Source organism: Bacteroides sp. GM023, from assembly GCF_014750685.1.
GTDB lineage: Bacteria > Bacteroidota > Bacteroidia > Bacteroidales > Bacteroidaceae > Bacteroides.
Map to the genome: position 1 here is coordinate 624733 of NZ_JAAXGE010000002.1, position 15804 is coordinate 640536.

17 protein-coding genes are annotated in these 15804 nt (G+C 40.7%); 16 read left to right on the plus strand and 1 reads right to left on the minus strand.

Annotated elements, in window-relative coordinates; translation table 11 throughout:
* Positions 1-82: 82 nt before the first annotated feature.
* From HC965_RS04880 to folK, 11 genes are all read left to right on the plus strand, one after another.
* Positions 83-2974: a SusC/RagA family TonB-linked outer membrane protein gene (locus HC965_RS04880; protein ID WP_191030398.1), complete on the plus strand. Its 2892-nt coding sequence runs from the start codon at positions 83-85 to the stop codon at positions 2972-2974.
* A 114-nt stretch (positions 2975-3088) separates the two neighbouring features.
* Positions 3089-3421 (plus strand): hypothetical protein, encoded by a 333-nt coding sequence (locus tag HC965_RS04885; RefSeq protein ID WP_191030399.1) that lies wholly within the window; start codon positions 3089-3091, stop codon positions 3419-3421.
* Between the two features lie 129 nt (positions 3422-3550).
* Entirely contained in the window at positions 3551-4192 is a 642-nt protein-coding gene (locus HC965_RS04890; RefSeq protein WP_191030400.1) for a DUF6563 family protein, read from the plus strand.
* A gap of 153 nt (positions 4193-4345) precedes the next feature.
* Positions 4346-5245 carry a methyltransferase domain-containing protein gene (locus tag HC965_RS04895; protein WP_191030401.1) on the plus strand — a complete coding sequence of 300 codons (900 nt, stop codon included), beginning with the start codon at positions 4346-4348 and terminating at the stop codon, positions 5243-5245.
* Between the two features lie 3 nt (positions 5246-5248).
* On the plus strand, positions 5249-6130 hold the full coding sequence (locus HC965_RS04900) for an ABC transporter permease (RefSeq protein WP_191030402.1): 882 nt from the start codon (positions 5249-5251) through the stop codon (positions 6128-6130).
* Positions 6131-6150: 20 nt separating this feature from the next.
* Positions 6151-6393 (plus strand): DUF3098 domain-containing protein, encoded by a 243-nt coding sequence (locus tag HC965_RS04905; protein WP_191030403.1) that lies wholly within the window; start codon positions 6151-6153, stop codon positions 6391-6393.
* A gap of 2 nt (positions 6394-6395) precedes the next feature.
* The gene (locus tag HC965_RS04910) at positions 6396-7250 is read left to right on the plus strand and encodes an undecaprenyl-diphosphate phosphatase (RefSeq protein ID WP_191030404.1); all 855 of its coding nucleotides are present in this window, start codon (positions 6396-6398) and stop codon (positions 7248-7250) included.
* The gene (gene truB, locus HC965_RS04915; protein ID WP_191030405.1) at positions 7250-7972 is read left to right on the plus strand and encodes a tRNA pseudouridine(55) synthase TruB; all 723 of its coding nucleotides are present in this window, start codon (positions 7250-7252) and stop codon (positions 7970-7972) included. Before HC965_RS04910 ends, truB begins: the two co-directional genes overlap by 1 nt.
* 17 nt (positions 7973-7989) lie before the next feature.
* Complete coding sequence (gene queA, locus HC965_RS04920) at positions 7990-9048, plus strand: tRNA preQ1(34) S-adenosylmethionine ribosyltransferase-isomerase QueA (RefSeq protein WP_191030406.1); 1059 nt, start codon at positions 7990-7992, stop codon at positions 9046-9048.
* A gap of 9 nt (positions 9049-9057) precedes the next feature.
* Complete coding sequence (locus HC965_RS04925; protein WP_191030407.1) at positions 9058-9375, plus strand: hypothetical protein; 318 nt, start codon at positions 9058-9060, stop codon at positions 9373-9375.
* A 27-nt stretch (positions 9376-9402) separates the two neighbouring features.
* Positions 9403-9888, plus strand: a complete 486-nt coding sequence (gene folK / locus HC965_RS04930; RefSeq protein WP_191030408.1) for a 2-amino-4-hydroxy-6-hydroxymethyldihydropteridine diphosphokinase — start codon at positions 9403-9405, stop codon at positions 9886-9888.
* Here the strand turns inward: folK and HC965_RS04935 are convergent.
* Entirely contained in the window at positions 9863-10051 is a 189-nt protein-coding gene (locus HC965_RS04935; RefSeq protein WP_191030409.1) for a hypothetical protein, read from the minus strand. The genes folK and HC965_RS04935 overlap by 26 nt on opposite strands.
* Before the next feature lie 228 nt (positions 10052-10279).
* Between HC965_RS04935 and metK the strand changes: the two genes are divergently transcribed.
* The 5 genes from metK (at position 10280) to HC965_RS04955 (ending at position 15767) form a co-directional block, all read left to right on the plus strand.
* A complete protein-coding gene (gene metK / locus HC965_RS04940; RefSeq protein WP_044653537.1) occupies positions 10280-11572 on the plus strand; it encodes a methionine adenosyltransferase in 1293 nt (430 codons plus the stop codon).
* A 177-nt stretch (positions 11573-11749) separates the two neighbouring features.
* On the plus strand, positions 11750-13417 hold the full coding sequence (locus tag HC965_RS04945; RefSeq protein ID WP_223854710.1) for a tetratricopeptide repeat protein: 1668 nt from the start codon (positions 11750-11752) through the stop codon (positions 13415-13417).
* Positions 13418-13511: 94 nt separating this feature from the next.
* Positions 13512-13883 (plus strand): DUF3244 domain-containing protein, encoded by a 372-nt coding sequence (locus HC965_RS04950; RefSeq protein ID WP_191030410.1) that lies wholly within the window; start codon positions 13512-13514, stop codon positions 13881-13883.
* A 592-nt stretch (positions 13884-14475) separates the two neighbouring features.
* A complete protein-coding gene (locus HC965_RS26610; RefSeq protein WP_223854712.1) occupies positions 14476-14739 on the plus strand; it encodes a hypothetical protein in 264 nt (87 codons plus the stop codon).
* Positions 14740-14855: 116 nt separating this feature from the next.
* The gene (locus tag HC965_RS04955) at positions 14856-15767 is read left to right on the plus strand and encodes a hypothetical protein (RefSeq protein WP_191030411.1); all 912 of its coding nucleotides are present in this window, start codon (positions 14856-14858) and stop codon (positions 15765-15767) included.
* The last annotated feature ends 37 nt before the right edge of the window (positions 15768-15804 follow it).

A 15804-nucleotide genomic window follows, 5' to 3' on the forward strand; every position in this document is an offset into this window, starting at 1 on the left:
AAAGAGATGAATGTCTTGTATATTCACAAATATATTAGTAGTTTTGTAGAAACAGAAGCAAAATAACTTTTGATAAGATATTATGAAAGAACACAATGTAAAAGACTTGACTAACCGCTACTATTTACATACTATGTGTGTATCATCAGCGAAAAAGATTGGAATAGCTTTATTGCTATCAACTGCTTTGCCTGTTTCTATGCTTCATGCAGAGAATGAAAGTGCGAATCCTACTCATCTGATACAAAGCTCCACTACTGACAAAACGAATCTTCTGCAAGATACAATAAAGTCATCTTATATCTCGCAACAGATTGACGGCGCTGATCTGATGAAAGTCAAAGATGCTAATTTTGTGAATTCTCTGATAGGAAGATTGGCGGGTGCAACTATCAATCCTGGTGCTTCCGGTGTGGGAGGTTCAGTGAGGATGGTGCTACGTGGTTATCGTTCCATATTGAAATCAAATAATGTGTTATTCACTCTGGATGGTGTACCTTTGCCACGATTGGAGGCAAGACAGCCTTATAATATCTATTCGGGCAGTGGGCAGACGGGTGATGGCATGGCTGCTATCTGTCCTGATGATATAGAAAGCATATCCGTGTTGAGTACTGCGGCAGCTTCTGCTTTATACGGTAGCCGTTCCGCTAGTGGCGTGGTAATGATTAACACGAAAAAGGCACATACCGGGAAACTCAGGGTAGAGCTGGGAAATAGTACAACTTTTAGTTCACCGATGGTCATGCCTGAATTCCAGCAGACTTACGACTGGCGGTGGGGAGAAAAAATGAGCCATCCCCAATCGTGGGATCCTGCGGACTTTTTTCGTACCGGACATTCTATCAATAATTCTCTTGCTCTGTCTATCGGAAATGAATATAATCAGACTCGTGTTTCGGCTGTCACAATGAATGGTGCCGGTATGATTCCCAATAACGATGTAGATCGCTATAACTTTTCGTTGCGCAACACCTCTTCTTTATTACGTCATAGGCTGAAACTTGACGTTAACCTGAGGTATATCCATACCGCTGAACAGAATATGCAATCACAGGGCATGTATGGCAATCCGTTGGTTCCTGTTTATCTGCTTCCTGATGTATTGCAAGAGAGAATTCCCGTCTATCCAGGCAGTAGCAATAAATATAGTTATAAAGATCTTTTTGAGGCTTACGATCCGGAGTTAGGCGGTAATACGCAATATTGGCCTTTGGGAGATATGGGGCTTGGTATGCAGAATCCGTATTGGACAATAAACCGTAATATGTATAATCGGAAAAAGAAACGTTTGATAGGCGGTGTAGGGGCTAAGTTTGATTTGACTTCCTGGCTCAATGTATCAGGGCGTGTTCATTATGACCGTGACAAAGAGAACGGGACTGAAAAACTTTATGCATCTACTGTATTTGCCGATAGGTTGGGGACGTACTATGAAAATGAGATTAAAAACACGCAGGTCTATTCCGAATTATTGTTCAATGCTCGCAAAGCGGTGGGGGATTTTTCAATTGATGCAACTCTGGGTAGTTCGCTCTGCGATACAAAGTTTGATTATTCTAACTATGGTGGTTCGCTGGAGGTGCTGAACCAGTTCGAATTATCCGCATTGGATAAGAAGAGGTACTACTCCATGCAATGGGATTATCACGATCGAACTACCTCCTTGTTTATGCTTGCGCAACTAGGATATAAAGAACGGTTATTTCTGGATTTGGGCGGACGAATGGAATGGCTTAAATTCTGGGATGATGATGATTCGAGCTTTTCTACTGATGTGTTCTATCCTTCGGTAGGAGTGTCTGTGGTACCAACCGGATGGCTGTCCGATAATCCCGACAGGTTTCTTTCATTTCTAAAACTCAACTATACGTATAGCGAAACCGGAAATAGCTTTACTGATTATATCTTTTTGAACAAAGAAAGGATAGGTTTGGAGCCGAGGCTGGTTGATAATAATCTGAAGCCCGAACACACCAAGTCTCACGAAATAGGACTGAATGCAGGCTTTCTTAATGATAAGATCAGCTTGGCGTTTACAATGTATAAGACATCTACCTCTGATTTGCCGTTTGGAGGATATGTTTCTGTTCCTTATCCTTCTACAAGTTCTCCCACAGATCTCTATTTAATGGATACCGGATGCAGAATTGATAATAAAGGTTTCGAACTCGTCTTGGGGACAAATATGAATATCGGGCAGGTGAAGTGGAACGGGCGTTTGACTTACTCTATCAATAAGAATGAAATAAAACAGCTCGGAGAAGTTCGGAAGAATCCTATAACGGGTGAAGATGTGGTGTTGGATGAAGTTAAGATGGCAGAAGGTGGCAGTTGGTATATTCCGTTGAAGAAAGGTGGTTCGATTGGTGATATATATGTTACCGATTTACAGAGAGATGCGCAAGGAAATGCCGTTGTTGATAAAACTTCGCAGAACGTTACTCCTGGCCGGGATTATATCTATGCGGGTAATGCTGACCCTAAATATACGATGGGACTGGCAAACAGTTTTGCTTGGAAAGGTTTCGAACTTGATTTCGTGATTCATGCCCGCTTCGGAGGTGTGGGGCTGTCGATGACTCAAGCGATTATGGATCAATTTGGAGTATCTCAAGCTACGGCTGTAGCCCGGGATAATGGCGGTGTTTGGGTGAGCGGTGAGAATATTCCGGCTAAGAACTATTACCAAACGGTAGGTGGGGCGCGTACGGGAACGTTATACACCTATGATGCTACAAATATTCGTCTTGCCGAGTTATCGCTGGCTTATCATATTCCTGTCAACCGATGGGTGAAGTGGATACAAGATGTGCGGGTGGCATTGGTGGGACGTAATCTACTGATGTTGTATAATAAAGCTCCGTTTGATCCGGAATCTACTGCCAGTACCGGAACCTGGTATCAGGGCATTGACTTTTTCCGCCAACCCAGTTACAGGAATATGGGATTTTCTGTTAATCTGACTTTTTGATGAAAAAGTGGAAAGGTTGTCCATATTTTTATTAATTTTGCGTATATATGTGCATAAAGGTGATTAGGATGATGGTCTTCTTTATTATTTGGACGCTATGCAACAATCTGTGAAATGAGACATGCGACTGATAAAGAAATAGCGCTTTTGGAAGAGCTTATTTCAAAAGCAAATATTGATATTTCTCCTGATTGGAAAGACAATTTATTGGTGTCCAATTTGAGTGATGAAGGAATGGGAAGTTTGTCTTTATATCCTTCGGGGGTGGCTTGTAAGAAACGAAAATTTGGTTCTCAAGTGAGCGATTGCCTATTTAAAGATATAGATGGAGTGGCGGTCATAGCTTCTTTGTATTTAGACGAGGAAGGGGATCTATATGAACTTGATATATGGAAAACTGATTTTGGGACATTAGAAGAAATATCTGAAGATTTTCAAGATGTATAGATAGAAGTTTCAATAGTCATCTTTGCCCTTTTCTTTATAGATTGTCGAATAAAAAAATGAAGTTATAAAATAGGGGTTATCTTACTTAGGATAGCCTTTTAAAAGAATAATATTATTTTTACTGAAAAGATGAGAAAGTATTTATTGTTATTTGTGTTGTTAATGGGAGTGGGTAATCTTTTTGCCCAAGGGAAATATGCATTTACTTTTTCCGATTATGTGAATGATAGATGGGAACTTTCGGATTCGTTGAAGATGGAAAGACGAACTCAAGGAAATAAGTTTTGGAGCGGAGGGGCCGATTTCAGACCAATCGTTGAGAATGATGAGACTCATGAATTACTGAAGAAACAGGTGCGCTTTGTTATTTGCAATGATACTCTTTTTGTGAATTGTCGTTCTTTGAAGTATGGCAGATATGTATTGGGGAAAGGATATGCTCTCGGATTTCGTCTTGGAGAAGACAAAGTCTGCTTTATTTCTATGACGGTTGGCAAAAGTGAGGCGATGAAGGCCGGGGCAATGGGAGGACTATTTGGTGCTGTGGGCGGAGCTATTACTGCGGCGGATATGTTGAAAAATCAGTCATGTTATATTATTGCGTCCGATGCCAATAAAGTAGAGCGCATTACTCCTGCATATATGGAGGAAATACTGAAAGAATCTCCTGATTTACTTGATAGTTATAACTCTATTGATAAAAAGAGAAGAGGGGCGGCAGATGTTGTCATTGAATACTTGTCTAAACTTCACTTGTTACATAAATATTGAGTTCTTGAGTTTTCGCTTCATTCGGCTATTTGTTTTCTATTAAAAGTCCTTAACAAAAGCCCATTACATCACATTTTATTTGTTTCTTTGCACCAAATTCGGGTATAGTGTTGCTTCTTGATTTGAGGCAGCACTTAATTTTGTTTAGAATTAATGGAGAAACTCAGTATAAATGCTTGTCCGGTGTGTGGCAGTACGCACTTGAAACGCGTCATGACTTGTACGGATTTTTATGCTTCGGGCGAACAGTTTGAACTGTATTCGTGTGAAGACTGCGGATTTACATTCACGCAAGGCGTTCCCGTAGAAGCAGAGATAGGCAAGTATTATGAGACTCCCGATTACATCTCCCACTCTGATACGCGCAAGGGCGCGATGAATAACATTTACCATTATGTACGTTCCTATATGCTGGGTCGCAAAGCGCGCCTGGTAGCAAGAGAGTCGCATCGTAAGACGGGGCGTTTGCTTGATATAGGTACGGGAACCGGCTATTTCGCCCATACAATGGTGCGTCGTGGCTGGAAAGTGGAAGCGGTGGAGAAAAGCCCGCAGGCACGTGAGTTCGCGAAAACGAATTTCGACCTGGATGTGAAGCCCGAATCAGCGTTGAAGGAGTTTGCTCCCGATAGCTTTGATGTAATCACTCTTTGGCACGTGATGGAACATTTGGAGCACCTCAACGAAATTTGGGAGATGCTTCGTGAGTTGCTGACGGAAAAAGGTGTGTTGATTGTGGCAGTGCCCAACTGTTCTTCTTATGACGCCAAGCGTTATGGTGAATATTGGGCGGCTTATGACGTACCCCGCCATCTTTGGCATTTCACTCCGGGCACGATACAGCAGTTGGCCTCCCGCCACGGCTTCATTATGGCGGCACGCCATCCGATGCCGTTTGATGCATTCTATGTATCTATGTTGAGCGAGAAGCATCGTGGCAGTTCGAACAGCCTCCTGAAAGGAATGTATGCCGGGACGTTGGCCTGGTTCAGCGCTTTGGGACGGAAGGAGCGGAGTAGTTCTATGATTTACGTATTCCGAAAAAAGAGATAACGCATGGGAAGTAAAAACAAATATAAGTCAAGTTCAGTATTCGACATGCAGTTCATTACGTCGAGTATCAGTACGACGCTAGTGTTGTTGCTGCTCGGACTGGTTGTCTTTTTCGTGCTGACGGCGCATAATCTTTCCGTGTACGTCCGCGAGAATATCAGTTTTTCTATTCTTATCAGTGACGATATGAAGGAAGCCGATATTCTGAAACTTCAGAAGAAGCTGAATCAGGAGCCTTTCGTGAAGCAATCCGAATATATCTCTAAAAAACAGGCTCTGAAGGAGCAGACGGAAGCGATGGGAACCGATCCCGAGGAGTTCCTGGGTTATAATCCCTTTACTGCGTCCCTCGAAATCAAGCTCCATTCCAACTATGCCAATTCCGACAGCATTGCGAAAATAGAGAAACTGGTAAAGAAGAATTCCAATATACAGGATGTGCTTTACAGGAAAGAGCTGATTGATGCCGTGAATGATAATATACGGAATATCAGCCTGGTGCTGCTTGCTTTGGCGGTGGTGCTCACTTTTATTTCTTTTGCCTTGATAAACAATACGATAAGACTTGCCATCTATTCCAAGCGATTCCTCATTCATACGATGAAGCTGGTGGGGGCGAGCTGGGGCTTTATCCGGGGGCCGTTTCTCCGGAAAAACGTGTGGAGCGGTGTGCTGGCGGCTACGATTGCCGATGCCGTATTGATGGGAACCGCCTATTGGGCTGTGACGTATGAACAGGAACTGCTTCAGGTTATCACACCCGAAGTCATGTTGATAGTATGCGCAAGCGTATTAGTGTTTGGAATTGTAATAACATGGCTATGCGCCTACTTCTCGATGAATAAGTACTTGAGAATGAAGGCGAACAGCTTATACTATATTTAATTCAAAAGAAGAAAAAGCTTATGTCTGACAAGCAGAAATTTGCCTTTGATAAAGTGAACTTTATCTTGCTAGCAATAGGAATGGCGATTGTTATTATCGGCTTTCTATTGATGTCGGGACCTCCGTCGTCCGAAACGGTTTTTGAACCGGATATTTTCAGTGTACGCAGAATAAAGGTGGCGCCTGTCGTTTGCCTGTTGGGATTTTTGTCAATGATTTACGCTGTATTACGCAAACCTAAAACACAAAAAACTGAGGAATAAAAATGGGGGATTTAACAACATTAGAAACGATTATTATTGCTATCGTAGAGGGATTGACGGAATTTCTTCCGGTTTCTTCTACAGGACACATGATTATAACGCAAAACATACTAGGCATAGAAAGTACGGAATTTGTAAAGGCATTTACTGTTATTATTCAGTTTGGTGCCATTCTTTCAGTCGTATGTCTTTACTGGAAGCGCTTCTTCCGGCTGAATCATACACCGGTTCCGGCGGGTACTTCTGCTTTGAAACGTTTTCTGCATAAGTTTGATTTTTACTGGAAGTTGTTAGTCGCTTTTATTCCCGCTGCCATATTGGGCTTCTTGTTTAGCGATAAGATAGACGAGATGCTGGAAAGTGTGGTGATAGTTGCCGTGATGCTGGTTATCGGTGGAATATTTATGTTGTTTTGTGACAAGATATTCACGAAAGGAAGCGAAGATACGGTATTGACAGAGAGAAAAGCATTCAATATTGGTCTGTTCCAATGTATTGCCATGATACCGGGTGTATCCCGTTCGATGGCGACCATCGTTGGTGGTATGGCACAGAAGCTGACACGTAAGGAAGCTGCTGAATTTTCATTCTTTCTTGCAGTGCCGACTATGTTTGCGGCAACCGGATATAAGGTGCTGAAGCTATTCCTGGATGGTGGTACGGAAATTCTGGTCAACAATATGTCGGCTCTTATTATTGGTAATGTGGTGGCTTTTATCGTCGCCCTGCTGGCTATAAAGTTCTTTATAAGCTTTGTTACCAAATATGGCTTTAAGGCGTTCGGTTGGTACAGAATTATCGTGGGTGGAACGATCCTGATAATGCTGTTGTTGGGATATAACTTGGAAATAGGCTGATGAATTTTAAAAAAGGAGAAGTACTGTTTTTTAATAAACCTCTTGGTTGGACTTCATTTAAGGTAGTAGGGCATGTCCGTTATCATATTTGTCGCCGGATAGGGGTGAAAAAACTAAAAGTCGGTCATGCCGGTACGCTGGACCCTCTTGCGACTGGGGTAATGATTGTATGCACAGGCAAGGCAACGAAGAGAATAGAAGAATTTCAATATCAAACGAAGGAGTATGTTGCTACACTCCGGTTGGGCGCTACCACCCCGTCGTATGATTTGGAACACGAGATAGATGTCACCTACCCTACTGAACATATCACGCGGGAGATGGTGGAAGAAGTGCTGACGCACTTTATCGGTACGATAGAACAGATACCGCCTGCTTTTTCTGCCTGTATGGTGGATGGAAAGCGCGCTTACGAACTGGCAAGAAAAGGCGAGGAAGTAGAACTAAAGGCGAAGCAGCTTGTTATCGACGAGATTGAATTGCTGGAATGTCGATTGGATGCTCCGGAGCCGATGATTCAAATCCGTGTCGTATGCAGCAAAGGGACGTATATCCGTGCGCTGGCACGTGACATCGGTGAAGCGCTTCATAGCGGAGCGCATCTGACAGGACTGATTCGCACCCGTGTAGGTGACGTCCGGTTGGAAGACTGCCCGGATCCCGAACACTTCAAGGAGTGGATAGACCAGCAGGAAATAGAAAATGAGGAAGAAAATAATTAACGTAATAAGGAATAGGTATGAAATTATCACAATTCAAATTTAAGTTACCCGAGGATAAGATCGCTCTACATCCTATGAAGTATAGAGATGAGTCTCGTTTGATGGTATTACACCGTAATACAGGTAAGATTGAACACAAGATGTTTAAGGACGTTTTGGACTACTTTGATGATAAGGATGTGTTTATATTTAACGATACGAAGGTATTCCCTGCTCGCTTGTACGGTAATAAGGAGAAGACGGGTGCGCGTATCGAAGTATTCTTGTTGCGTGAATTGAATGAAGAACTTCGCTTGTGGGACGTATTGGTGGATCCGGCACGTAAGATTCGTATCGGTAACAAGCTGTATTTCGGCCCGGACGATTCAATGGTGGCCGAAGTTATTGATAATACTACTTCTCGTGGACGTACACTGCGTTTCCTTTATGACGGACCTCACGACGAGTTCAAAAAAGCTTTGTATGAATTGGGCGAAACTCCGCTGCCACATACGATTATCAACCGTCCCGTAGAACCGGAAGATGCAGAACGTTTCCAATCTATCTTCGCGAAGAATGAAGGTGCGGTAACAGCTCCGACTGCCAGCCTGCACTTCAGCCGTGAATTGATGAAGCGTTTGGAAATCAAGGGAGTGGACTTTGCATATATCACCCTGCACGCTGGTTTGGGCAACTTCCGCGACATCGACGTAGAAGACTTGACGAAGCATAAGATGGATTCGGAACAGATGTTTGTAGATGCAGCTGCAGTGAAAGCCGTTAATCGTGCTAAAGATAGCGGAAAGAATGTGTGTGCGGTAGGTACGACAGTGATGCGTGCCATCGAAAGCGCAGTCAGCACCGACGGGCATTTGAAGGAATTTGAAGGATGGACGAACAAGTTTATCTTCCCGCCATATGAATTTACTGTGGCCAATTCAATGATTTCCAACTTCCATATGCCGCTTTCCACGTTGTTGATGATTGTAGCTGCTTTCGGCGGTTATGACCAGGTGATGGATGCTTATCATGTAGCATTGAAAGAAGGTTACCGTTTCGGTACATACGGAGACGCGATGTTGATTTTAGACAAATAAGATACGGCTATGAAGATCTGCCCTAAATGCCATGAGGAAGTAGAAGATAGCTTTGATATTTGCTGGAATTGCAATTATAGTTTCCCGGAAGATAAAGTCTTAGACCTGAATGAGCTGGAATCGGTAGAGGAAGAAGAACGTTCTATTGATTGTTTGCGCTGTCAGGTTGAGATGGAATACTCTGGTAAATATAAATTTCACGAAGGAATGAGTACCGGACTCTTTGGAAACTTATTTGAATTGTTTCAGAATCGCGAATCTTTTGATCTGTATGTTTGCCCGAAATGTGGCAAGGTGGAGTTTTTCATTCCCTTGGATGAAAGATAGTGGTATCTTCTTGTTTGAAAATAGATAATGGCAAAAGTTTATGTAGGGCTCGGCACAAACCTGGGAGATAAAGAACAGAATCTTCGGGATGCCGTGCAAAAAATAGAAGAGCAGATAGGGGAAGTCGTTTCCCTGTCTGCTTTTTATGTTACCGCCCCTTGGGGATTTACTTCCGAAAATAGTTTCTTGAATGCCGCCGCTTGTGTAGAGACGGAATTATCTCCTTTGGATGTGCTGCAGAAAACGCAAGCGATTGAGCGTGAGCTGGGACGCATGAAAAAATCAATCAATGGCGCATATAGTGACCGTTTGATTGATATCGACCTGTTGATGTATGAAGATTTGGTACTTTCTGTGACCTCTCCGACCGGAGTGGAACTGAATCTCCCCCACCCGCTTATGACAGAACGCGACTTCGTGATGAAGCCGTTGGCAGAGATTGCGCCGGAACTTGTGCATCCCGTGCTTGGAAAAACGATGCGCGAACTTATTTCTTCTTCTTGTCAGCAATAAATCGCGGCAAATAGGCTAAACAGCCTATCAATACAGCATACAGTAGCTCAATATCCCGAAACTCGCGGTTGATAAAGTGGCATACAATGGCGTAAATGGCAATCGTAAATCCGACATAAAGTGCCAAAACGAAAATCGTTCTTACTCTCTTATTTAGAATCATTTTAAATCTATTTATGTGTTAAATACGTGCCAAAGATACTGATAATCTCCGAATTCTCTTTATCTTTGCAACCGAAATGAAAGTGTGGACAGATTTGAGTAGCTTGCAACCACGGAAAAAAATGCTAAAACACGTCTTATCGACGCTTTGCGGTTTACTCCTTGCAGCACTCACCTCTCCTACTCTCTCATTCTTAATTCTTATTTTTTAATTCTTAATTTAAGAAAGATGGGATACTTATTTACATCCGAATCGGTGTCAGAAGGACACCCCGACAAGGTAGCCGATCAAATATCGGATGCCGTACTTGACAAACTGTTGGCTTACGACCCCAGTTCGAAAGTAGCTTGCGAAACACTAGTAACTACCGGACAAGTGGTGCTAGCGGGTGAAGTGAAAACAAAAGCGTACGTTGACCTCCAGCTCATCGCACGCGAAGTGATTAAGAAAATCGGCTATACCAAAGGAGAGTACATGTTCGAAAGTAACTCTTGTGGTGTATTGTCCGCTATTCATGAGCAAAGCCCCGATATCAACCGCGGTGTAGAGCGTCAGGACCCGATGGAACAGGGTGCAGGCGACCAGGGTATGATGTTTGGTTATGCTACGAATGAAACGGAAAACTACATGCCGCTTTCTCTTGATTTGGCACACCGCATTCTGCAAGTGCTGGCTGATATCCGTCGTGAAGGCAAGGTGATGACTTACCTCCGTCCCGATGCCAAAAGCCAGGTAACTATCGAATATGACGACAATGGAACTCCTGTTCGCATTGATACAATCGTTGTTTCTACTCAACATGATGACTTTATCCAGCCGGAAGATGATTCACAAGCAGCTCAGTTAAAAGCTGACGAAGAAATGCTGTCTATCATCCGTCGTGATGTGATCGAGATTCTGATGCCTCGTGTGATTGCTTCTATCCATCATGATAAAGTGTTGGCACTGTTCAATGACAAGATCATCTATCATGTTAATCCTACCGGAAAGTTTGTAATCGGTGGTCCTCACGGAGATACCGGATTGACAGGTCGTAAGATTATCGTTGATACTTATGGTGGCAAAGGTGCTCACGGTGGTGGTGCTTTCTCCGGAAAGGACCCTAGCAAGGTAGACCGTAGCGCAGCTTATGCAGCACGTCATATCGCTAAGAATATGGTTGCGGCAGGTGTAGCAGATGAAATGCTTGTGCAGGTAAGTTATGCTATTGGTGTGGCTCGTCCGATCAATATTTTTGTGGATACTTACGGCCGTTCTCATGTGAATATGACTGATGGCGAGATTGCCCGCATCATTGACCAATTGTTCGACCTTCGTCCGAAAGCTATCGAAGAACGTCTGAAACTTCGCAATCCTATTTATCAGGAAACTGCTGCTTATGGTCATATGGGACGTGAGCCGCAAGTGGTTACAAAGAAATTCTCTTCTCGCTATGAGGGTGAGAAAACGGTAGACGTTGAGCTCTTTACATGGGAGAAGCTTGATTATGTTGATAAAATTAAAGCCGCTTTCGCTCTGTAAGTCTGTTTAGAGCTTAGCTTGTTGTATAAAAGAGTCACAATTTCACCTTCCTTTCACGGGAAGATGGGGTTGTGGCTCTTGTTTTTTATAAGTTATATTTAAATAAATGTATTTTGGATACTAAGTTCGTCTTGCAGGAATTTGCTACTTTTGTTTCATGAAACGAACAATTGCCAGATGAAAATAAAATATTTCTGTTCAAGATGCCATTTATTGGTCTTTCTTTGCTTATTTGTCGGTCTGGGTGGCATTCTGTCATCTATATCTCTATCTTCATGTTCTTCTTCAGTGAAGAATCCTTTGCTATTGTGTGCTGATTCATTAATGGAAGCACATCCTGATAGTGCGTTATTCATTTTGGAATCTATTTCTTCTCCACAGAAGCTACCACGTGCTGATAGAGCGCTATATGCGTTGTTGCTTACGCAAGCGAAGTATAAGAATTATATTGCTTTAGAGGATGATTCGTTAATAAAAACGGCTGTTGAGTACTATGGTGATAGAAAAAAGAGTTTGTATGCTGCAAAGGCTCATTATTACTGGGGAGCTACTTACCGGGATATGGGGTATACTTCTTTCGCTGTAGAAGAATACTTGACGGCAATTCGGTTGATGCCTGTTAAAGATGAGTTTTTGGCGATGATATATGATAATTTGGCGGAATGTTATGAAGAAGAAGATTTGAGTAGTGTAGCAGCGGAGGCTTATCGCTCAGCTTATCAGATATTGAGAGGGAAAAGTGAACAAATATATCCACTGAGAGGTATTGCGCGTACATTTTTGTTGCAGAATGAGAAAGATAGTGCACTATACTATTATGAATATGCTCTTGGTTGTGCATTAGCAGATCAAGATCCTAATTTGATAGGTGCACTTTATCATGATTTAGCTATGGTTTACAGTGAAGAAAAGGATTATGTTCAAGCAGATAGATATATATCAAAGGCGATTGCGACAATGGATTATAATAGATCTTTTAATGCTTGTTTATTAAAAGCAAAAGTTATGCTTAATTTGAATAAGCTTGATTCTGCTAGCTATTTTTACTGTAGGAATATAGAGCAGCTTGATATTTATGGTAAGGTTGCTTGTTATGATGGTATGTATCAAGTTGCGAAGAGAAAAGGTGAATGGAAGGTTGCAGCAGAAAATATTGATGCATATAAGATACTTTATGATTCAATTCAGGTGATTGCTGATAATGAGGAACTTAATCGACTTATGGATAAGCATCAATTGGAAGAGCATAAAAGAGTGTTGTCAGAGCGTACTAAAATATTAATTGGTAGTTTGATTGTTGCATTTCTTTCTTTGATGATTATATGTGTTTTTTCCTTTATGTGGAATGACAGGAAACGAAAAAAGCGTTATATAGCTTTGCAACATGAGTTAACTCAAAAGCGAGTAGATACTATGTTACTAAAAGAGGAAGAAGTTTCTGAGTCCAATAAGGAACTTGTTAATAAGAAAATGTCCGAATTGAGAGAACAACAGTTTCAATTATGTGTGTCTGTGTTTCAGAATACCGATTATTACAGTAAATTGGAAGCTTTGGAGAAAGCGACTCCTAAGCAATTATTAGTGATGCGTAATTTGAGAGCGGAGATGCATACTGTTATATGCAAAACATTTATTGATGTGATGACGAATTTGCAAGAATGTTGTCCAACTTTAACTCATGACGATTTGTTTTATTGTATTCTTTCCAAACTTCATTGTTCCAAAACTGTTATTATGGAATTAATGGATACTACATCAGATGCTCTTAAAACACGTAAGAATCGAATTAAGAATAAAATGGATGCAGAGATGTTTGAATATGTATTTAGCATTGATAATCTGTAAATTATAGTGTCCTGTTACCATTGTTACCACATAAAAATCGTTTTTTTTATATCAACTATGTATTTTTGGGGCGAAATTTTAAACTCAATTTATTATGAAAGCTAAATTCTTACTTCTGTTATTGTTGACCATTTTACTTCAGGTAAACACAACTTCCTTTGCACGAGAAATGAAATCTTTGCGTCAGATTGAACTAAGAAATAAAACTCAGGCACAGCATAGATCTATTCCTATTATACCTATTGCTTTTGTTGAAAGCCCGATGTTATCCATTGATCTTGTTGTACCTGTTACTTCTGTGACAATCATCATAAAAGATGCAGAAACGGAAGAAGTAGTTTATTCATCTACTGATTTGAATGTACAAAAGATTAATATTAATCTTGCAGGTGAAGAGAAAGGTAAGTATATTGTAGAAATACAACTTCCGACTGAAACCTATGCCGGAGAGTTTGAATTAGACTAATCTCTGTAATAGATATATTTGCAACTAGATAAATATACCTAAATAATTAACTATTAAAGCTCCGCTATTGAGTATATAGTGCATTGCTGAAATAGCGTTGGCGATTAGATGTCGACCGAAAGGGGAAAGAAACGGTTGATTTTGACTCGTGGGCTTAATGTTCCTTGCGAAAGGCATATAATAGTTATTAGGTATATTTTGAAAATAAAATCACTTATAATAATTGCTTTGCTGAAAGCTGGTAGGGTGTTCGAACAAACTGGTTATTCGAATAAAAGTTCATTCAGCGGCAATTTGATACATCTGTTTGCAGATGCGATATCTGCAATAGATGTATTCTCTGTGAGAAAGGCTCTTGGGCTTCTGATTCAGAAGTCCAAGATTTTTTTTATGGAAAATAAGTAAGAAAAAAGTAAAACTAGCTTTTTGATTGTTTAGATGCATATTTTGAAGCGATTATTAGTAGAATTCAGTGTGTGTTACACTTCATTACCTATTTCGTTTAGAACTGTTACCTATGTTACCAAGTGGGATTGGTATCTTTCGTTATGCTTTTGTATCTTTGGACACAGATTATAAACACACAGACATTATGAAATCGAAACTTCTATTCTTTTTGTTACTAGCTATTTTGTTGCAAACATATATAAGTATATATGTAATAGAACAGAAAGCGAAATGCCAAGTCTTTTTGGTTGATGTGACTCAAATGCAGTCATACTCAATTTTCTTCTTGCCTAATGCTTTACTGGAAAATTCATTGATATTGATTGAATTTTCACTTATTGAAGCTACTACTGTAAATATCTTAAAAGATGTAGGATCTAAGAAAACAGTCTATTCATCTACTACTTAGAGTATTGATAAATATGTAAAATATTTATTGAGTAGTCTGTTATCATAATGCTTATGAATAAGAGTGTGCTGGAATACTTTTCTTATTAAATAAAATCTAATTAAAATTTAATCACGATGAAAAAGAATCTATTGATTTTCGGAGCAATGGTGGCTTTATGCTGCTCTTGTGCGGGAAATTCTGTATTACTTGATACAGAATCCGAATTAAATGGCTTGAACAATGAGTATGAACTAGGTACGTTGGAAGCGGGTGATAATGGTTTGAAATGTGAAACTTTGGGTGATGAAGACTCCATTCAGATTTTGAAGGATAATTATATCGCGGAAATTATGGGACGGATGGAAGTTGCTAAGGAGAAGGTTATGCGTACGGCTTATGGTGTAGCATCGCCAAGGGTCGGAGTTTTCAGAGTTGGTTCTTGTGGTAATTACAAGTATTTGTCGATAAAAATTGATTGTGAAAACGGAAATAGTAAATCTAGCGTAAGTGGCAATGTTGGAGATACATATGTTGATGGTGGAGATAATATGCGTCTCGAATTTTGCATGGTGGATGCGGGGTTTCGTTATCCGGGGGGAGTCTTTTTGTTTGAGGATGTACCTTTAGAGACCATGACATTGGTCCGTTATCATGATACAGAAGATGGTGGTCATAATGGTGTGTGGTCTGATGACCCTAATTATTATGATGTAATGCACATTTCTGGAATGTCTAAATTGGATTCTAATGCTACATTGGCATGGAATATAGATAGGAATATGAATAAATGGGGCGATATTCCAGTGGGACCTGTAGGTATTAATTATGGAGTCATTGCTCCTGCTAATATGGCTTCAGGCAATTTGTATTTTGATGATGAAGATCATAAGAATAAAAATTGGGCACAAGTATGGATAGGGCACCAACATCACAGTGATCCGCAAGGTTCATTTTATGGAGTCCAGTTGGATAGAAATACAAGATATCACATATGCCTTAATACGGATAAAACTAATTTCACAAAATTGGTGCAATCATCTATCTAGTTATTAATTTGTTTATAATCAATTCTTATTGGTAAAA